Source organism: Nodosilinea sp. AN01ver1 (assembly GCF_050565655.1).
Taxonomy (GTDB): Bacteria; Cyanobacteriota; Cyanobacteriia; order Phormidesmidales; family Phormidesmidaceae; genus Nodosilinea.
This window is the reverse complement of the sequence record NZ_JBNXVS010000006.1, coordinates 153,371-173,216: the sequence shown is the minus strand read 5'-3', so window position 1 is coordinate 173,216 and position 19,846 is coordinate 153,371. Positions and strand designations below refer to the sequence as shown.

12 protein-coding genes are annotated in these 19,846 nt (G+C 60.3%); 5 read left to right on the top strand and 7 right to left on the bottom strand.

The features are described from left to right. Positions 1-25: 25 nt before the first annotated feature. A complete protein-coding gene (locus ACQ4N7_RS07915; RefSeq protein WP_430711070.1) occupies positions 26-7,240 on the bottom strand; it encodes a hypothetical protein in 7,215 nt (2,404 codons plus the stop codon). 373 nt (positions 7,241-7,613) lie between these two features. Here ACQ4N7_RS07915 and ACQ4N7_RS07910 point away from each other — a divergent pair, with 373 nt between their 5' ends. From ACQ4N7_RS07910 to cobT, 3 genes are all read left to right on the top strand, one after another. After that, positions 7,614-8,318, top strand: coding sequence for a Crp/Fnr family transcriptional regulator (locus ACQ4N7_RS07910; RefSeq protein ID WP_106873443.1), 705 nt, complete (start codon positions 7,614-7,616; stop codon positions 8,316-8,318). 6 nt (positions 8,319-8,324) lie between these two features. Continuing rightward, positions 8,325-9,110, top strand: coding sequence for a DUF2232 domain-containing protein (locus ACQ4N7_RS07905; protein WP_430711069.1), 786 nt, complete (start codon positions 8,325-8,327; stop codon positions 9,108-9,110). 68 nt (positions 9,111-9,178) lie between these two features. After that, complete coding sequence (gene cobT, locus ACQ4N7_RS07900) at positions 9,179-10,273, top strand: nicotinate mononucleotide-dependent phosphoribosyltransferase CobT (protein WP_430711068.1); 1,095 nt, start codon at positions 9,179-9,181, stop codon at positions 10,271-10,273. On the opposite strand, the gene ACQ4N7_RS07895 is transcribed toward cobT, so the two are convergent. The 5 genes from ACQ4N7_RS07895 to tsaB form a co-directional block, all read right to left on the bottom strand. Beyond that, complete coding sequence (locus ACQ4N7_RS07895) at positions 10,270-10,902, bottom strand: Uma2 family endonuclease (protein WP_430711067.1); 633 nt, start codon at positions 10,900-10,902, stop codon at positions 10,270-10,272. The genes cobT and ACQ4N7_RS07895 overlap by 4 nt on opposite strands. A 163-nt stretch (positions 10,903-11,065) precedes the next feature. Further along, entirely contained in the window at positions 11,066-11,758 is a 693-nt protein-coding gene (locus tag ACQ4N7_RS07890; protein ID WP_430711066.1) for an SDR family oxidoreductase, read from the bottom strand. A 110-nt stretch (positions 11,759-11,868) separates the two neighbouring features. Further along, complete coding sequence (locus tag ACQ4N7_RS07885) at positions 11,869-13,287, bottom strand: ATP-binding protein (protein WP_430711065.1); 1,419 nt, start codon at positions 13,285-13,287, stop codon at positions 11,869-11,871. After that, positions 13,284-14,957, bottom strand: a complete 1,674-nt coding sequence (locus ACQ4N7_RS07880) for an FAD-dependent oxidoreductase (RefSeq protein ID WP_430711064.1) — start codon at positions 14,955-14,957, stop codon at positions 13,284-13,286. Before ACQ4N7_RS07880 ends, ACQ4N7_RS07885 begins: the two co-directional genes overlap by 4 nt. A 124-nt stretch (positions 14,958-15,081) precedes the next feature. Continuing rightward, on the bottom strand, positions 15,082-15,726 hold the full coding sequence (tsaB, locus tag ACQ4N7_RS07875; protein WP_430711063.1) for a tRNA (adenosine(37)-N6)-threonylcarbamoyltransferase complex dimerization subunit type 1 TsaB: 645 nt from the start codon (positions 15,724-15,726) through the stop codon (positions 15,082-15,084). 962 nt (positions 15,727-16,688) lie between these two features. Between tsaB and ACQ4N7_RS07870 the strand changes: the two genes are divergently transcribed. Beyond that, the gene (locus ACQ4N7_RS07870) at positions 16,689-17,036 is read left to right on the top strand and encodes a TfoX/Sxy family protein (protein ID WP_430711062.1); all 348 of its coding nucleotides are present in this window, start codon (positions 16,689-16,691) and stop codon (positions 17,034-17,036) included. A 176-nt stretch (positions 17,037-17,212) separates the two neighbouring features. Here the strand turns inward: ACQ4N7_RS07870 and ACQ4N7_RS07865 are convergent, their stop codons facing one another. Continuing rightward, entirely contained in the window at positions 17,213-18,769 is a 1,557-nt protein-coding gene (locus ACQ4N7_RS07865; RefSeq protein ID WP_430711061.1) for an ABC transporter permease subunit, read from the bottom strand. Between the two features lie 177 nt (positions 18,770-18,946). Here ACQ4N7_RS07865 and ACQ4N7_RS07860 point away from each other — a divergent pair, with 177 nt between their 5' ends. Beyond that, positions 18,947-19,720, top strand: coding sequence for an amino acid ABC transporter ATP-binding protein (locus ACQ4N7_RS07860; protein WP_430711060.1), 774 nt, complete (start codon positions 18,947-18,949; stop codon positions 19,718-19,720). Positions 19,721-19,846: the final 126 nt, after the last annotated feature.

Genomic DNA, 19,846 nt, shown 5'->3' with positions numbered 1-19,846 from the left:
TTCAGCCTTGTAGATGCCCTCACGGCTAGACATTCAGCACTGTGAGCTGGCTCAGCAGAGGGTCAACCAGGGTTTGGTGCTTATCGGCCAGCAGCTGATCCATATAGGTTTGCAGGCGTGCGCCCTGCTCCAGGTTGGGCACATATACCTGACCGCTGGGCCGGGTGAACAGGGGTGTGCTGGCCAGCGTTGCCAGATCATCACTGACGGGAGCCAGCACTAGAGGCCCGCTGCTGGTGTTGGGCAGCAGACCGGGGGGCAGACGACCTTCGAGTAGAGCCATTAGATGGGCCTGGCAGGCTTCCACATTGAGCCCCCGTTCCTTTAGCAGATGCAGAATGCCATTGAGGGGCATGGGCTGCTCGGGCAGGGCGCGCAGCACCTCCATTAGCAAGAACATGTCGCTGTACTGGTGGCGAGTGAGGTCGAGCACCTGCGGATAGCGCACCAGGTTGACCAGCCCGTAGGTAACTCGGCTGCAACTGGGGGGGCGATCGCTGTGGTACGTGTCCTGCACGATGGTGGCATTGGGAAACTTTTGCCGCAGCCAGCGGGCCATCTTGGGCAACGAGGCGCTGCCGCCCGTGCAAATCACCTGGTTGATGCCCTGGGTATTGAGCCCCGACTCGCTCAGCAGCCGGTTGAGGTGGCCATTGATGCGCTGAATGTAGGGCAGAATGATGCGGTCTTCTAGATCTTTGCTGCGCACAATCCAGCGCTGGTCGGCTAGCTCTAGCTCAAACTGGGGCTGGTGCTGAAGGATAATCTTCAGGTGGCGGGCGGCTTCTAGCACACTCTGCCCCAGCAGGGAGGCTTCTAGGCGCTGGTAGAGGCGCTGGCGGCGGGCGATATCCGGCTCGGCTGGGCGCGGCATGTCGCAGCCGTCGAGGTCGAGGTCGTGCCAGTGGGTGCCGTCTAGTTCGGGCATGGCGGCCTGCCAGCCCCAACCTGCGGCTTCGGTAGAGCGGCCATAACCTTCGGCGGGGCGGCTCTGGCGACGTTCCGCCGGGTGCAGCAGGTGACAAACAATGTCGAGGTCGATGGCGTCGCCCGCGTAGCTCATTGAGTGCAGCGCAAAGTCGCTGTAGGAGAGATCGCCTAGGGCGGCGGGCAGGTTGACAAGGCCCACCTCGGTCACGGTGGCTCCGGCGGAAAGCACCACGGTACCCCCCGTCCAGGGGCAGGCGTAGAGGGTCTGCTGCTGCATAGGCTGACCGTTGCCCTCGGGCAGCGGTGTAGACGGGTCGGGCAGACCTGATAGCACCGCCGCGATCGCATCTTCGACAAAGTAAATGTCGTCGGGGCTGGCGGTGAGCCCGGCCCCCAGCACCGCCTCTCGCAGGTTAAAGGTGTAGGTATCAGGCCAGTTGGCCGGGTAGCTAACCACGACCCCCCGCAGCTGATTTAGGGCAAAGGCGATCGCCTCGGCGTCTAGACCCACTGCTCCGACCGTGAAGGCTGCCTCGGGGCTGAGCCCCTGGGGCAGGGTCGCCAGCAGCTCGCGCAGGCTGTCTTGAAAGATTTGCAGGGGCAGGCGATCGCGGTCAGACCACTGAATTTGGGGCTGATAGACCCCGTCGTCTACCACAGCCGGAATGCTCAGTTTGAGGTATGGCTTCAGGGCTTTGAGCAACACGGTGCCCTGGTCACTAGCGTCGCCGTCGCTCCAGTTGACGGTCAGGGCCGAAGACCCAATAGACTGTACCTGCCAGCTGCCAGCATCATCCCCGGTGCTGACCGAGGCCAGGCTGGGCAGCCGAAAGAACTTGTCGGCAGTCACCCCCGAAATGGCGTTATCAACCCAGTAAAGCGGATACACCTGCCCACCGCGCCGCTCTAGCAGCACCGCTGATAAGCCCGTGGTGCCCACATCCAGGCCCAAAAACCACAGCGGCGTCGGCTCGGCGGCCTCGGGCTCGTCAGCCTCTGGCGGCGCTGGAATGATGACGGGTTCATCCTCCTCAAGGGCGTCAAAGCCGTCGGAGCCGTCTAGAGCTGTGTCGTCTGCATCAAACTCAGCGGCCAGATCGCGATCGTCAAGGACTGGTTCAGGCTCAGCCAGGGGAGGCGGGGCGACAGGGTCGAGCACGGGCGGGGCGATTGCCTCTGGCACCACGACCGCATCTGGCGCTACCGCTTCAAAGGCTCTAGAGATAATGTCCTCCAGTAGCTCTGTGGGCTCTGGCGCTGACTCGGGTTGATCGAGTGGCTGAGCCGGTTCACCAGACTCTAGATCGAGGCTTTCTAGATTAAAGGGTTCTGGTTCTAGCGTTGCGGGGGCTGGAGATTCGGGCGAGAGCAGATCTAGTTCAAAGGCTTCTGGTTCGGAAGCTTCTGGTGCTGACAATTCAGTCGGGAGCAGATCCAACTCGAAGGCTTCTGGCTCCTGGTTTCCTGGTGCTGGGGTTTCTGGTGTTGGGGTTTCTGTGGCTAAGGATGGAGGCTCTAGAAGGGTGGGGTCTTCTACTTCGAGCGCACCGAGATCTAGCGCATCGAGGTCGAGGGCTTCAGGGCCAGGAGCTTCAGGCTCCAGGTTGAAGAATTCGTCTAGAGAAAGCTCCTCGGACACCGCTGGGGGCGGCGCGGGGTCGGGTGACGCCCCGGCCAACTCGTTTACCGACAGGTCTACCGGCTCAGCGTCTGCCGCTGCGGCAGGTGTAGAGGCCGCTGTGAGGGGCCAGGTTTCTGACAGCGGGGGCAGCTGGTCTGAAGCCGGTTCTAGATCGGCATCAGATAGCCAGTCGGCCATGTCGCTGTCGCCAAAGGCGGCTTCTGCATTAGTTTCTGGGCTGGGCGCTGCATCATCAAGGGAAAGATCGTCTAGGGAAAGGGCCAGATTGTTGTCGAGCGGAGCAGCAGCCTCTGGTTCGAGGCTGAGGTCAAGATCGAGATCGAGGGAAAGGCGATCGTCAGCCGGGGCCGGGGCGCGATTCCAGTCAAGATCTTCGTTCTGAACAGGTTCCTGAACGGGTTGCGAATCGCCCTCATCCTCCACGTCGAGCCAGGTCGCTGGTTCTGCTGCGGGAGGTTGAGGTGACTCAGGTGCTGCGATCGCGTCGAGATCGAGATCGTCCAAACTGAGATCGAGGTCGAGATCAAGGCTGGGCGCTGGGGCAAGAGGCTCAATTGGCTCCCCTAACAGGGCGTCGAGATTGATGAAGTCAATCATCGCTTCCATTGACTCGGCGGTCTCTGCCGCTGCCGACTGAATGGGGTCGGGCGTGGGTGGTTCTGGCTGAGCCGCTAAATCAGTTTCTGCCAGAGAATTTGCCCCAGCCGCATCCAAAATATTGTCGAGGCTGATTTCGCGTTGCCAGTCGGTGGCGGTTTCGGCCTGGGTGTCTTGAGCGGGGGGAATGGCCCCAGGGCCTTCAGGCCAGCTTTCGCCTAGCGCTGCCAAATCGTCTAGCGAATTGGGACTCGCCTCAGTCGGTGCGGCCCCAGGTTCACCAGACTCGGGCTCATCCAGACTGAGGTTGAGATCGTCGAGGGTAATCGAGAGGGGCGGCCCCGATGGGCTGGGTTCGGGTGACGCAGCGGCCATGCCCCAGGTTTCTAGGGTTAGCTCTGGGGTTTGTTCTGAGGCTAGCTCGCTCGAAGCCGACTGCGTCGGATCGTAGGGAGGGGTGCCTCCCAGGCCTAAACCCTCCAGAGTCAGCTCATCTTGGGTCAGTTCGTCTGGGGTCGAGGCAGGGGTGGGCTCTCCCAGGTCTAGCCCTGCCAGGGTGAGTTCAGCTAAGTCTGGGCGCTCGTCTGGCTCAGCAGGCTCAGTTGTAGGGCCGCTCTTTGGGAACAGATTGGCGATCGCACCGTCCGACGGTGGATCGGGACGAAGGGCAGATTCGGGCGGGCCACTGGTGCTGTCCGTTGCCCCCAGGGCGAAATCGGCCAGGGTAAAGTCTTCGGTCTCACTTACCTCTGGGCCAGCGGTAGAACCAAACTGGGTATCAGCCGTGAGGTCGTCGAGGGTTGCGCCAGGTTGGGGTTCTGGGGCTAGGGGCGTCAGCGGGTCGAGGGTTAGCTCGCCCAGCAGGTTTTCCAGGGTCAGCGAAGGGCCGGTGGGGCCAGTCGAGGGTGCCGCTGGCGATCGCTCTGGGGCAGATGGGCTGGGCTGATCTGCATCGACAGATAGCTCGGTGAGATCGCCCAGTGTTAACCCCGATTCGCCCAGGGCTGGTTCCTCTGGGCCTAGGCTCAGATCCAAATCTGACAAGATCGAGGCCAAAGACGACGCATCCGACGCGGGGGCAGGCGTTGCATCGAGCGTGTTAAACAGATCCTCAGACCTGAGATCTTCAAATTCAGTACCCCTGGGTGACAGGTCGCCAAATAGATCAACCCCTGAGTCTTCGGCGGCGGTTTCAGCGGCGGCGGGCTGATTGAAGAGATCGATGCCGGCCTCATCTGCGATCGGCTCTGCCGGTTCGTCTGAGCCACCAAACAGGTCTAGCCCCAAATCATCTGGGGCTGGGGTTGTGGGGGCAGACGGTGACTCATTGATAGCCAGATCCGAACTATCAAGTAGATCTAGCCCAAAATTGTCTGAAGCTGCGGGTTCCGGTGCAGACGGTGGCTCATCGCTAATCAGATCCGAACTATCAAACAGATCTAGCGACGGCCCTTCGCTTTCTGGGGTAAACGGTGGCTCATCGTTGAGCAGAGCTGAGCTACTGGACAGATCAGGCAATTCGTTGGGGCCACTGGCTTCGGGCTCAGTCAGGGCATCGCCAAAGAGATCGAGCGCGCCCAAGTCTTCAGTAGGCTCCGCAATAGGGGCGATTTCTGAGGGGACTGCTCCGCGAACCGCAGCCTCCGAATCTGTGGGTGACATATCGAATAGATCCAGCCCCGGTTCCTCCACCGGTTGGTCGATGGGGGCAGGGGCCACTGAGGAGTCATCACTGAATAGATCGACGCCGGGCTCTTCAGCGGTAGGAGGGCTGACGGCTGGTTCTGCGTCGTCAAATAAATCGACGCTAGTTAGATCCGGGGGAAAAGATGAATCGGGGCCGAGTTGGTCAGGTTCAGGTAGAGCTGAGTCAACCAAGCCGGGAGCTGCATCAGTGTCTAGAGCCAACAGATCTTGAGCTAGGTCGAGTCGATTTAGCTCAAGATCGGCAGCTGTAGCCCGCTCTAGCGCTAAGTCTGACTCATTTGATAGATCAATGCTCAGATCAAGTGGGGAGGCAGCAGCGGTGTCTTCAGGCCCAGATGCGTCTAGTTCATCGGGCTGTGGGGGTGTAGGCGGGGTAGAAACATCGTCGAGCAAATCGAGGTTAAACAGGTCGGGAACCGCTGCCTCGGTTGGGCGATCGGATTCGGGCGATCGCCGACTGTCTTGGTCAGGCTCCTGAGCAAGATCCTCTAAGGAGAATAGATCGCGATCGGTGCTTTCAGTGGGTACTGCTGCATCTGAGGGCGGTAGGGCCTCTTCAGTTTGAGTCGTCGGCTCGAAGCTGCCCGGTAGGCCAGGTTCTGCCGCCACCTCTAAATAGTCGAGGTCCTGGCGGAGCTGGTTGATCATGGCCTCATCCAGGCTCAGGTCGTAGCTGCTGGTAACCGGCAGCTCGTCTTGGGCCAGCAAATCTTCGTCGGGTGAGGCGGCCATAAATCCGCCCTCGCTGTCGACGGCAGCGGCTTCTAGGTCACCCACCTCACCAGGGCCAGGGGGCAGCAGCTCGTCAAACGATTCTATGGTTTCAGGTAGGTCAACTTCGATAGCCGCTAGTGAGCCAGCCAAAATGCTATCTAGAGGCCCGGCGGTCGCATCCCCAAACAGATCGTCGAGATTATTGCTAGAAGGTGCTGTGCTGGCCTCAGCCTCTGCAACGTCGGCGGCCTGAATCAGCATCGTCAGATCGTCAGGGCGAGGCAGCTCGGCGGCTGGCGGCTCTGGCTGATCGGCGGCTGCGGCTGTCGTAGCCTCAGCGGCATCAGCGGGGCGATCGACATCCAAAAAGATATCAACGGCATCGTCCGCTTCAGTGTCAAACTCGGCGAGTTCGGGGTTGGCCTCGGCGGCACTGGCTCCAGCGGCATCAGCAAAAAAGCCGCCGCCAAACAAGCTCTGGTAGAGGTCGTCCAACGCCGACTCGGCCCCTGTCTCAGCAGCGGCAACATCGGCACTCAAATTGCGATCGCGATCGGGCAGCGACACCGCCGGGGAGGGGTCGGGGGCAGCGGCATCGAGGCTATCGAGCAGCGGCAGGTCGAGAGGAGAAGCCTCGATATCGTCAAGGTCAAGGGCTGCTTCCAGAGCGTCATCGAGCTGGAGTTCAGTAATATCGTCGTCGAGGTCAACCCCCAGATCGAGGGCTTCCAGGGCCAGATCGACCTCCAGATCGGGGGATAGATCATCCTCCCCGGCAACAGCACTGCTCGCTGAGGTTTCTGGGACAGCGTCAAGGCTGGGCTGGGGCAGCTCTCGCCGCTGACCCGATTCCAGGTAGGCCAGGGTTTCCTGGTTGATCTGCTGACCCAGGTGGTTGACCAAGGCGCTAACCATCAGCTCGCCCTGCTGACCCAGGGTGTGCATCTGGTTGAGGCCCTGATTGAGCGAGTTTTGGTAGCTGTAGATGCTCTGCTGCAGGGTTTCAAACACCGATCGCAGCGATTGATCCAGCCCCCGCATGACCTGGTCTGACTGAGCCTGAATTTGCTTTAAAAACTCCAGTCGCTGGGCTGGGGTGAGGCCAGGGGCATCGGGGTCGGGCCCGCTGCCTTCGAGCAGCCCGTAGGCGTTGGCGGTGGCTGTCTCTAGCCGCTGCACCGACTGGTCGACCTGGTTGCTCAGGCGGGCCTCAAGCTGGTGGGCCATCTGCTGTAGGGCCGCTTCCCAGCTGGGGGGCAGCTGGTGCAGTGCTGCCGTCTGATCGATTTGCGATCGCTGCTGCTGAAGCTGCTGCACCTCCTGCAGCAAAAGCTCTCGCTGCTGGCGCAGGGTCGCCACCTCGTTGCGCAGCGGGTCGAGAATCTGCATGGTCTGCCCGCGCAGGTACTGCATCTCCTGCAGTAGCGCTTTGAGCACCTGGCTTGCGGCCATCGCCGTGGGGTCATTGGGTAGACCGCCGGGGTCGGGGGGTGGAGAGACAGCCTTCATCTCTGCCAGGTAGGCCCGCGCTCGGGCCAGTAGCTGACGCTGATTGGCATCATTCGACATGACCCAGGGCAGCCGGGGGGCGGCTTCCCCCAAAATTGAGTCAATTTCGGCTACCAGAGTTTCCAGTTCATCCTGCTGCACAGCCACCTCTTTGCTTATCTTCCCCAGCGATTGCCAAAGTGTATGTCAGGCCCCTTTAAAAATCATCACGGAAATCATCGCGGTAATGCCCTAGTGCTGCTGCTGTTAGAGGACATAGATGGACGAGTTTAAGTCGGTTTCAAAGCAACCTGGAATTGGGTGTTGATCTTAACGGCCTTAACGGCAATTCGCGTAGGATCCTGTCGGGAATCGCCTCTGGTCTGCCTGGGAGTGAGTGATATAGTGCTAAGGCTTTGGATTCCACCGCCAAGCTACTAATGAAGAATTCTACCCCTCCCCTGGGATAGGATTGGTTGAGGCGATTTAATATCACTAACTTAAACAAAAAAATTAATGTTGGGGTGGTTAATTAATGGATGCGCGCTACAACCCTCGGGATACTGACGCTGACTTAAAACTCATTCGCTCAGCGCTGCTATTTCAGGATTTGCCGGAGGAAGCTGTAGCTGAAGCCACCAGCCACGTGGTTTCCCGTCGCCACCCGGCCAATCAGGTGATTTTGCTCGAAAACGACTGGGGCAGCTCAGTTTACTTTATTTTGGAAGGCTGGGTAAAGATTCGCACCTACAACCTCGACGGCAAAGAGGTCACTCTAAATATTTTAGGCAAGGGTGAACTGTTTGGCGAAATGGCCCCGCTCGAAGAGGTACCCCGCTCCACCGATGTCATTACCCTGGTGCCCACGGTGATTGGCAGCATGCCCGCCAGCGACTTTGTAAAACTTCTAAACACTCAGCCTCTGGCCGGTATTCACCTGTCGCAGCTGATGGCGCGGCGGCTGCGACAGGTCAACCGGCGGCTGCGGCTGCGCGAGTCTGACAGCACCTCGCGGGTGGCCGATATCATTCTCTTTTTGGCCGATGGGCAGGGGCAGCGCAGCGCCAGCGGGGTTGAAATTCCTAACCTGCCCCACCGCGAGCTGAGCAGCCTTAGCGGTCTGGCGCGGGAGACAGTCACCCGCGTACTGAGTAAGCTAGAGAAGAAAGGGTTAATTGTGCGGGAAAAAGATCTGATGAGCATTCCCGACCTCAACGCTCTAGAACGCCTGCTGGTTTAGCCATCCATGAGTCATCCCCCTGACCCCGCCCCTGGGGCTAATTTTGGGCCCCCGGCTGAGGCCACCGCGAGTGACTTCGATGGGTTAGACACCTACCTGGAGTACCGCAATCCCGAGGCTGATGCCGACGGGCCAGATCTGTCGCACCGTCTCAAAGCTGGCCCGCTAGCAATGGTTGAAACGGCCTTTTTGGCCAGCACCGCCGCGCTGATTTGGCTGGTGAATACGTACTTTCCGCCGGGGCCAATTCTGCGCATTTTGTTTCCGCTGCCGATGGCGCTGGTGTACCTGCGCTGGGGGCCACGGGCGGCCTGGATGTCGGCCCTGGTGTCGGGGCTGCTGCTCTCGGTGCTAATGGGGCCACCCCGCAGCCTGCTGTTTCTGATTCCCTACGCGCTGCTGGGGGTACAGCTGGGCTTTTTTTGGGTACGCCGGGCCAACTGGTACATCGCGATCGTCGTTGGGTCGCTGCTGGGCACTATCGGCTTTTTCTTTCGGCTGTGGCTGTCATCGGTGCTGGTGGGCGAAGACCTGTGGGTGTACCTGACCACCCAGGTAACGCAAATGCTGAACTGGGGCCTGGAGCGCCTGGTGGGCCTGGGCGTGCTGGATGTGGGCGTGCTGGGTCAGGCCAATGTAGAGGCGGTGCAGCTGCTGGCCCTGGTGTCGGTGCTGGCCAGCAATATTGTGTACCTCTTCACCGTGCATCTGGCGGCCTGGCTGCTACTGGGTCGGCTGGGGGCGAAGATACCGGAGCCGCCGGGGTGGGTACAGGATTTGTTGAAAGAGTAGGTGGGTGGATGAGTGGGCGGGTGGATGAGTGGATGGGTAGGTGAGTTGGCGGGTGGATGGGGGAGGGGTTGATTAAGACTTATACGCAGGGTCGGCGGGGGGAGGATTGGCTGGGGCGGGTGCGGGGGTTGCATCCGGGGCTGGTGCTGACGCTGGGGTTTACCGAGACGGGGCTGGTAGAAGGGATTTCGGCGGCGGGGGCGACACCGCGCGATCGCCGCTACACAGCCCTGGCCGATGCCGAATTTATGGTCAATGGCCTCAATCCAGCCCCAAAGTTTCCGCTGCCGCCGCTTCAGGCTGGGGCTTCGCCAGCGTTGATCTCTAGGGCCGTCATTGCAGAGCAGAGCATTCCCCTCGTCGTCTTAAATGCTGGGTTGCCTCAGCTGCTGACCGTTCCTCATATAGATTTGGGGGGTAAGCCTGCTCAATGCTTAAGCACTGGGGCAGCGTTACCGCTAGATGTGGTGCATCACCTCTGGCGGCAGGGGTTGGCCCAGGGAGAATGGCTGGGAAACGAGAGCGACTACCTGCTGCTGGCGGAGTGCGTAGTCGGCGGCACCACAACGGCGTTAGGACTTCTCACCGCGCTGGGGGTGGATGCGGCAGCGCGAGTTAACAGTAGCCACCCCACCTGTAACCACAGCCAAAAGCAGGCGCTTGTTACCCAAGGATTATCCCGAGTGGGGTTGTCGCAAATGCCCCACCCCCTAGAGGTAGTGGCGGCGGTGGGCGACCCGATGCAGCCGGTGGTGGCGGGGATGGCGATCGCCGCTAGTCGCACTCGGCCCGTGCTGCTGGCGGGGGGCACCCAAATGCTGGCGGTCTACGCGCTGATGGGGGCGATCGCGGCGGCGCAAGGCTGCGACTGGAACCCCGACAACGTGGTGGTGGGCACCACGCGCTGGGTGGCAGAAGATGCCACTGGCGATACGGTGGGGCTGGCGGAGCTGACGGGGGCCTGTTTGATGGCGACGCAGCTGAGCTTTGCCGAGTCGCGGTTTGAGGCGCTGCGGGCCTACGAGCGGGGGTTTGTGAAGGAGGGCGTGGGGGCCGGGGGATGCGCGATCGCCGCCTCGCTCTACCAAAACTGGGGCCAGCCGGAGCTATTGGGGGCGATCGAAGCGCTGCTAGAGCAAAAGTCTCGGCTAGACAAGCCCTAAGAACTTTGCTGATGAATCCACCGCCGCAGCGCCTTCACTACGGCGTTGTCGTCTTCCCCAGGAGCCATCTGCAAAAAGGTCATCAGCATTTGCGACGACACCCGAGGAAACGTAGGGCTAACCTCGCACTCTACGTACTGCCCACCAACAAGCGCGTAAAAAATTAGCCCTCGCCGCTGGGTATATTGCCACACCTCAGGAATTTGCAGCTGTTGGTAGATCGTAAAGCGCCGCTGGGACGAGCTAGTGATGTCTACCTCTACCGCAAGGTCGGGGGGTGGGTTGGTGTGCAGGTCAAGCTGTAGGGTACTGATCTGGTCGGCGTTTTGAATGTAGTAGCAGGAGTCAGGTTCGACTCCTTGCTCCAGATCTTCTCGTTCCAGGGTGGTGGAGCCGTAGGCTTTGATTTTGAGGTCGAGTTCTTCGGTTAGGGCGGTAATGATGCGGTCTAGCAGCCGATTCAGCACTTCGTGGAGGTCAGAGGGCATGATGATTTCTAACGTGCCTTGGTCGTAGGCCAAGCGCGCGGCCCGGTGGTCGCCCATATCTTGCAGCAGGGCCTGGTACGTGCTCCACGACACGTGTTGCAGGGTGATGTGCTGGCTAGAAGATTGCAGCAGGGTGGCCATGGCCTTGCTCTGAGTGCATTTGCTTCAACTGTAGCGGAATTTTCTCGCCCCGCTAGTCAACGAGTAAACAGGTAGATGAACCCGACGGAACTGGCCAGCCCAACCTACAAGCTACCGCACTATTTGTGACAAGGGATGGGTAACGTTAGCTGAGGTTGATCGATTACTCTTCAGTCGGTGGTGTGGGCAAAACCACAAGTTCGCCAATATCAACATGGGGCGGTTGCGAGAGCGCAAAGAGCACTGTCCGAGCCACATCATCGGGACGCAGGGCGTCGGGCTTGGGGTCATCAAAGAATGGGGTATCCACCATCCCCGGTTCAATCAGGGTGACGCGCACTCCAGTGCCTCGCATTTCCTCTCGCAGGTTATAGCCGATCGCCGAAACGGCCCATTTCGAGACCGAATACATCGATCCTGGCAGCGTTCTACGCCCGGCGATCGAGCCAGTGATGATGACGTGTCCTTTGGTTTTCTTGAGTTCTGCCAGGCTGGCCCGCAGCGTATAAGCCACGCCCAAAATATTGGTGTTGACGATGCGCTGCCAAGACTCAACCGGAGCCTCCGAAAACCCACCCGGCTCGCCGCCAGTGCCAGCATTGGCAAACACCGCATCGATACCGCCAAACGCCTCGACTGCATTGGCAACTAAGGTTTCTTGAGCCGCATAGTCAGTGACATCACAGGCAAACGTTCGAACGTTGTCGGTACCCAGTTCTTTCGCCAATTGATCTAGCTTCTCGGTAGAGCGGGCGGCCAAGACAAGGTTGAAGTTTTGTGCTGCCGCCTGTCGGGCGGTGGCGGCACCGATGCCTGAGGATGCGCCGGTAATCAGCAGGGTTTTAGAATTCGACACGTTGAGTATTTACCAGAGGTCTTCACGGTCATCTTGCCATAGCCGATTGGGTACCTGTGGTACGTAGCTAAGCCTGCTGCGAGCAACAAGCGCTCAGACCTCCGTGAGGGCTAGGATGCTTCTGCTTTGCCCAGGGGTAGGCAGACCGCAAAGCAGGTGTGCCCTGGTGCAGACTCTACAGAAATGGTGCCGTGGTGGCGGTTTTCGACAATGCGCAGCACCGTTTCGAGGCCCAGGCCCGAGCCTTTGCCCACCCCTTTGGTGGTAAAAAACGGCTCGTAAATGCGCGATTGAATGTCTGGCGGAATGCCCGGCCCGGTGTCGATGATTTCTACCCGAGCGTTGCCCTGAAATTGGCAGGTGCGCAACGTGAGGGTGCCCTTCTCGCCTATGGCGTCGATCGCATTGTCGATCAAATTCGTCCACACCTGGTTGAGCTCGCTGCCGTGGGCCATGATCTTGGGCAGGGTGGTGTCGTAGTCGCGCTCAACCTTGATGCCCTGCTTCAGCTTGAAGGCAAACAGCCGCAGGGTGTCTTCGAGCCCGGTGTGGAGGTCGACCATCTGCTGCGCGCCCTGATCCATGTAGCTGTACGACTTCATCGACTTGACCAGGGTGGCGATGCGCTCGGCCCCCGACTGGCCGCTCTGAATCATCGACATCATTTCAAAGGAGAGGGCCAGCCAGCGAATGCCCATGTCGCGCAGCTGGGTGGGGTTGTCGCGCCAGGGGGCCGTCAGCGTTTCCAGCGTGGGGATGTCGATCCCGGCTAGGGCCAGGGGTTCGGCCAGCTTCCAGGCCTGGGCCACGCCGTAGTCTTCGAGCCAGTCGAGCAGTTCGTCTTCGCGATCGCTCACCGTCACCGCATCGGCCCCGCCCTTGAGAATGGTGTCGTAGCCCGCATCGCGCACCGATTGCCACCGCTGGGTATCGGCTGCGTCGGGCTGCTGCTGGCCGTAGAGCATGTTCATTTTCTCTAGCTCGCGAATGGCGGGCACTACTTCGCTCAGCGATCGCACCAGGGCGGCGGCCGGGTTATTTAGCTCGTGGGCCAGCCCCGCCGAGAGCGTGCCCAGGGCGGCCATTTTTTCGCGCCCGCGCAAAAATGACTCCAGCCCCCGCACCCGCTTCTGCATCAGGCGAAACACCTGGCGCTCAAACTCGCGGCACTCGTGCAGCAGGGTGAGAAAGTCGGCCCCAGCAAGGCTGTGAATCTGACAATCTGATATGGCCTGCAGCGTCACCGGGGCAGGCTCATCGGTGAGTACCGGAATTTCGCCAATATAGCCGGGGCCGTCGTGCTGGCCGATGGGCATCGCCAGCCCCTCGCTCTGGCGGGTAATACCGAGGCGGCCCGAGGCGATGACGTAAATAGTGGTGGTCAGGTCGCCTTCTTTGACCAGGTAGTCGCCCTTGGAAAGCTGCAGGGAGGTGGCGCGATCGCACACCCACTGCAGCCGCTCCTGGGGCAGGTGGTTAAAGGGCGCGATCGCCCGCAAATGTTCCATACACAGCGCTGAGCCGTTCATCGCACCGCCCCCAAATACTGATGTACGAACTGAACGCAGATCGACCCTTCGCCTACGCCCGAGGCCACCCGCTTGATCGAGCCGTGGCGCACGTCGCCCACCGCAAACACGCCCGGCAGGCTGGTTTCGAGCAAAAACGGGGGGCGATCGCGCGACCACACCTGGTGAGGCGGCACATCGGCAATTTGCAAATCTGGCCCCGTCAGAATGTAGCCCCGACCGTCCCGCTGCACCAGATCCTCCAGCCAGCCGGTGTGGGGAATAGCGCCAATGAAGATAAACAGCGACCGGGCGGGCACGGTTTCGGTAACCCCCGTGACAGCGTTTTGCAGCACCAGCGCCTCTAGCTGCGTACCGCCTTTGGCTTCGACCACGCTGGTGTGGGTCTGCACCGTAATGTTAGAGGTCGCCGCGATCTGGTCGATCAGGTACTGCGACATGCTCTTAGTCAGCGAATCGCCCCGCACCAGCATCGTCACCGACCGGGCGTACTTCGAGAAGTACATGGCGGCCTGTCCGGCGGAGTTGGCCCCGCCAATCAAATACACATCCTCGCCTTCGCAGGCCAGGGCCTCGGTCTGGGCCGCGCCGTAGTAGACCCCAGCCCCGGTAAACTGCTCCAGGCCGGGGGTGTCAAGCCGTCGCCACGACACCCCCAGGGCCAAAATTACCGCGTGGGCGCTGATTTCGCTGCCGTCGCTGAGGGTCAGCAGCCGATAGTCGTTGTCGGTTCGTAGGCTCTGCACTGACTGAGGTGTGAGAATTTCGACCCCAAAGCGGCGGGCCTGGCTGACGGCGCGGCGAGCCAGGTCACCTCCGCTCAGCCCCACCGGAAAGCCCAGGTAGTTTTCAATGCGGGAGCTGGTGCCCGCCTGGCCACCGGGGGCCTCGCGCTCGATCAGCACCGTGTGCAGCCCTTCGGACGCGCCATAGACCGCCGCCGCCAGCCCGGCGGGACCGCCCCCTACAATCACCAGGTCGTAGAAGGGCTTGGCCGCCGTGGTTTGCAGGCCAATGCGGGTGGCCAGCTCGGCGGTGCTGGGCTGGCGCAGGGGCTCGCCCTCAGGAAATAGCACCAGGGGCAGCTTGGCTCCTGTGATCCCGTCGGATACGCAGCCCGCCAGGGTGCGGGCCTCCTCGCTGCGCTCCACATCCAGCCAGCGGTAGGGAATCTGGTTGCGGGCTAGAAAGTCTTTGATCTCGTGGCTGTGCGGATTCCAGCGATCGCCCACCACCCGAATGCCTGCAAAAGGCGGATGAAAATGGGCCTGCCAGTCGGCCAGCAGGTCGTCCACCACCGGATATAGCTTCTCCGCTGGCGGATCCCAGGGCTTGAGCAGGTAGTAGTCGAGGCTGATGGCGTTGATGGCGCGAATGGCGGCATCGGTGTCGCTGTAGGCGGTAAGCAAGGCCCGTTTGGCTTTGGGTACTAGCTCTACCGCCTGCTCTAGAAACTCCACGCCGCTCATCTCGGGCATGCGCTGATCGACCAGCAGCAGGGCGACTGGGTCCTGGCGCAGGGCGATTTGCTGCAGGGCCTCGAGGGCCGTCGCCCCAGAGCTGGCCCGCATGACGCGGTAGTGCTCGCCGTACTGCCGCCGCAGGTCGCGGGCGATCGCCTGCAAGACATCCGGGTCGTCGTCGACGGTAAAAATAATTGGCTTGGCCATAGCAAAGACCTGAAGGGGCAATTCGGTCTGGCCCTTGACGGCGAAGAGATCGTCGAGGGTATTGCCGCTTAGTGTAGCCGACCCCCCCGGCAAAATATGCGTGGGGCGATACCTGGAGGGTCGCCTAGCGATCGACCGGGTGCTGGCCGTAGTAGGGCAGCACGGTAGACCAGTCGGGGCGATCGCCCCTCATCCAGCCCCGGTGCGCCAGAGCTAACACCTGCACCACGGTTTCGGCCAGATCGTCCCCCGCTGTGACTCGGTTAAGGTCTTCAGGAGAGCTGGCCAGCACCGACTCCCAGGCCTCTACGCTCAACACCTGATCGGCCTGCACGGTGGCCAGTCCCTCAGCGGTCGGCTTGTAAATAGCGGTAAAGAGCTGCCCGCGCTGGGCCTGCATCTCCACGGCAATGGCTGAGCCCGCCGGAGATTGTTCCAGCGCCCGCTGGGCCACCGCCGCCAAACTCGATACCCCAAACAGCGGAATCTCCAGCTGCTGAGCCAGGGTGCGCGCCGTTACCACCCCAATGCGGGTGCCGGTGAACCCGCCCGGCCCCTGGGCCACCGCCAAAAACGAGAACTCCTTCCATGCGTAAGGAGCCACAAACTCGCTCAGCAGGCTGTGCAGCTGAGTGGACAAATCGCGCCCCAGCGCCCAGGTTTGATGGCGGGTTTCGCCCTCAAACTCGCTCAGGGCTAGCCCCAGGGCGGGGCCGCAGGTGTGAATCGCTAGGGCTAACATGCGCTCGGGTTGGGTGTTCAAACTCATCCAGACTACAGGACAGAACTGACGTAGACCAGCCTAAATCTGCGATCGCCCTCAGCGACTGGCCGACCGCAGATTTTGAGCCCGGTTTCCTGAACGGTTTGCCAAAGCCTGAAGAATGATTAGGCGCAAGCGTGAACCGGAACCAAACCATGAAAAATAAGCTAATTTACCTTGGCCTCCACGGTCTACTGGTCGCCCTCTGCTTTGCGGTAGGCGATATATTGGGCTGGCCCTGGTGGCCCAATGCAATCGGCTGGTTGTGTTTGGCCTTTCTGGGCAACAAAGGGCTTTGGAACGTGGCCAGAAGTTTTAATTGACTGAGCCATCACAAAACAATTCCTTGCGGCTCAATACCTCACCGGGGCTTAAGCGGTGGAGCAGGCGATCGCTACATTCGCCTGCCCCTTGTGGCTGGGTAGCTGGCAAAGATAGCTTTCAGGGTTGCAGGAGTCTGGTTATGCGCCTGAGCGCGCCAGTTCACGCTGCCGGTCGCAAGGCTGGCCCCCTGCATGGGCTACCGTGTGAGCGACAGCTGGAGCACTAGCGGATCAACCAGCGCCCCTGACCAAGGCAGCGCCTTCGTCGCATATCGGCTTGATTTACAGTAAGTTTTGTAAAAATTTTTCGTCCTTGCTAGAAATGCCGGTAGCACGCCCTCATAACCCATAAAATTAACCAAGACGCACCAGCTATAGCTCCAGGCATCTGGTGTCTGCTGTTACAGGTTTCCCCATGAAGAATCGCTGTCTTCCCGTATGCATGATTCTTAGAAATATTGGTTTAATTCTTGCTCTGGTCGCTGGTAGCGTGATGGTAGGAGCAGAAATTCACGCCTCGGCCAACCACAATCAGCAGCAAAATCACGCCCTGCGCAAGCTGTTTGTTTACCAAATTTTGGTGGGTTTCGAGCAGCAGCAGCAACAGCAGTAGGCTGTACCCTAGCCGAGGCCAGGCAGCGTGCTATGCCAAACCCACAGGCCAAAGCGTTCAAAGATGCCGTCGTCAACTACCTGAACCAGGTGGCCCCAGTCACCGCGCGGGCCATGTTTGGGGGCTACGGTCTGTACTGCGAGGGCACTATGTTTGCCCTGATTGCCCACGAAACGCTGTATTTCAAGGTCAATGCCACCAACCAGGCTCGCTTTACCGAAGCGGGCATGGGGCCATTCACCTACGATCGCAACGGCAAATCGGCAACTATGTCCTACTACCAGCTGCCGACGGCGGTGTACGACGATCTAGAGCGACTCCAGGAGTGGGTGGAGGTGTCGGTAGCCGTTGCCCGTCAGGCTAAGCGCAAGCAGCGCTAGCCTAAAGCGACCAGAACCATCAAACCACCGACAACACCGGTTCACAGTACTCCCCGCCCCTCGTTGGAATGCCTGCCGGAGGCTCCGCATCCTAAAGTAAGCGGCAGAAGCGCCAAGCAAGGGTGCCCAGGCAGAGCCAGGGCACCAGGGAGGCTGCTGGAGGCTGTATCGGTGCTTTAGGCACCAATTGCCGAGGGAACGGGTTCTTTTTCGACTTTTTTGCGTCGATTGATGGGGTCCATGTAGGCTTCGAGGCGCTTAAACGCGATCGAGGCCAGCGACGTCATAATCAGATACACGATCGCGACCGCCAAATAGATTTCAAAGGCGCGATAGGTGGTCGCCACGGTCAGCTGTCCCTGGCGGAACAGTTCTTCAAAGCCAATCACCGCCGCCAAACTGGTGTCTTTGATCAGGGTGATGAACTCGTTGCCTAAAGGCGGCAAAATGCGCCGAAAGGCCTGGGGAAAGATCACGTAGCGCATGGTCTCGATTGGGTTCATCGCCAGCGATTCGCCTGCCTCCCACTGACCGCGATCGATCGACTGAATGCCGCCCCGCAAGATTTCGGCCAGGTAGGCCGCCATGTTGAGGCTGAGGGCCAGCACAGCCGCAAAGATGCGGTTAAAGCTGAACTCAAAGCCCAAACTCTGGAACAGGGCCGGCAGACCAAAATAAATCATAAACAGCTGCACCAGCAGGGGCGTGCCGCGAAAGAAATCGACGTAGATGCGGCAGATCCATTGCAGGGGCTTAATTGGCGAGATCATGGCAAAGGCTACCAGCGCCCCGCCAATCAGGCCAAAGAAGAAGGAGAACGCCGTCAGCAGAATGGTGATCCACGCGCCCCGCATCAGGTTTTGAAACAGGCGGCCCCAGTCCAGACCCGTGGCTGTGCCTGCCTCGGCCAGTACCGGGGCCACCTCCGGCAGAGCTGGCGGGTCGGCAGAAAACCAGCGCTGGTAGATCTCGGCGTAGGTGCCGTCCTGCAGCAGGGTGTCAAGGGCAGCGTTGATGTCGGCCAGCGCCTCAGAATTTTTTGGCAGAGCAATGCCGTAATACTCTTCGGTAACCAGCTCACCGACAATCTTGATGCCCTGGAGGTTGGCTTCGTTGATGGCGTAGAGGGTCACTGGCAGATCGTTGACTACCGCATCGACTCGACCGTTGAGCAGTTCTTGCAGGGCCAGGGGCGCACTGTCAAAGGTGCTGATCGTGGCCCCTTCGACCTGGGCCGCCTGATCAGCTCCGGTGGTGCCAATCTGCACGGCAATGCGCTGACCCGCCAGATCCTCCAGCGAGTTGATGCTGGTATTGCTCTCTTGGACGGCGATCGCCAGGCCCGCCTCAAAGTAGGGCCGCGAAAAGTCAATGGTTTGCGCCCGCTCGGCGGTGATGGTCATACCGCTAATCGCCGCATCGATGGTGTTGGACTGCAGGGCAGGCACCAGGCCGTCGAAGGGCAGGCTGATAAACTCCACCTCGCGCCCGGCGGCTTCACCGATCGCCTGCATCAGCTCAATATCGAAGCCGGTCAGATTGCCCGTGGCGTCGTCTCGCATTTCGAAGGGGGGAAAGGCGGGTTCGGTGCCCACTTCCCACACTGGCGCATCCTGAGCTAGCCCCGCAATTTGGGCCGTCCCTGTTCCCAAAACTAGCCCCAGCACCAGGGCCAGCGCTCGCTTCAACCATCGGTTAGCAAAGACACGAGTAGCAAACTTACGAGGAGTCATGGGCCAGCGATCACCTTGCGCAGACAACACACCCCAGGCGACATAACCAGGGTTTGAGGCACCATAGTCAATTCTACAGAGGTAAAAATGTTTTCTACAATACAGATACCCCCGGAGTGCCAATGATTCTCTGTAGGGTATAAATGCCATCCGCTCACCCACTACTGGTTTGGCCCCATGACAACAGCGACTCTGCCTGCGATCGACACCCCCGTTATTGCCTGCCAAGCTCTGTATAAGAGCTACGGCCCCATTGAGGTTTTGAAAGGGGTGACGACGTCTTTCAAAAAGGGTGATGTCGTCTCCATCATTGGCCCCTCGGGCTGCGGCAAGAGCACCTTTTTGCGCTGTCTCAATCGGCTAGAGGCGATCAACCAGGGCCACCTGGAGGTAATGGGGCAGGATGTCTCGGCCCCCAAGCTGCCCCGGCAGTCGCTCTACCATCTGCGCAGCCAGGTGAGCATGGTGTTTCAGCACTTCAACCTATTTCCTCACCTGACGGTGATCGAAAACCTGATGCTGGCCCCCCGCAAGGTGCTTAAGTTTCCGGCGGGCGACTGCAATGATCTGGCCAGACACTACCTGGATAAGGTGGGCCTAAGCGATCGCGCCGACGCCTATCCCGAGCAGCTTTCGGGCGGGCAAAAGCAGCGGGTGGCGATCGCTCGTAGCCTCTGCATGAAGCCCGTCGCCATTTTATTCGATGAGCCCACCAGCGCCCTCGACCCAGAACTCGTCGGCGAAGTGCTGGCGGTCATGCGCCATTTGGTCGAGGAGGGCATGACCATGGTGGTTGTCACCCACGAAATGCAGTTTGCCCAGGAAGTCTCGAACCGGGTCTTGTTTTTTAACGACGGCGTAATCGAAGAAGAAGGCCGACCGGGAGACGTGTTTACCAATCCTTGCAGCGATCGCCTCAAGTCCTTCCTCAGCCGCCTGAGCCAAAACTAGAGCTTGAGCGCTTTCCCCGTTGCCTGAGCCAAAACTAGAGCTTGAGCGCTCTCCTCGGTGCCTGAGCGGAGTCGAAGGCATCGTAGAAGCCCGGCTGCCTCAGCCAATAAAGTGGACAACACCCGT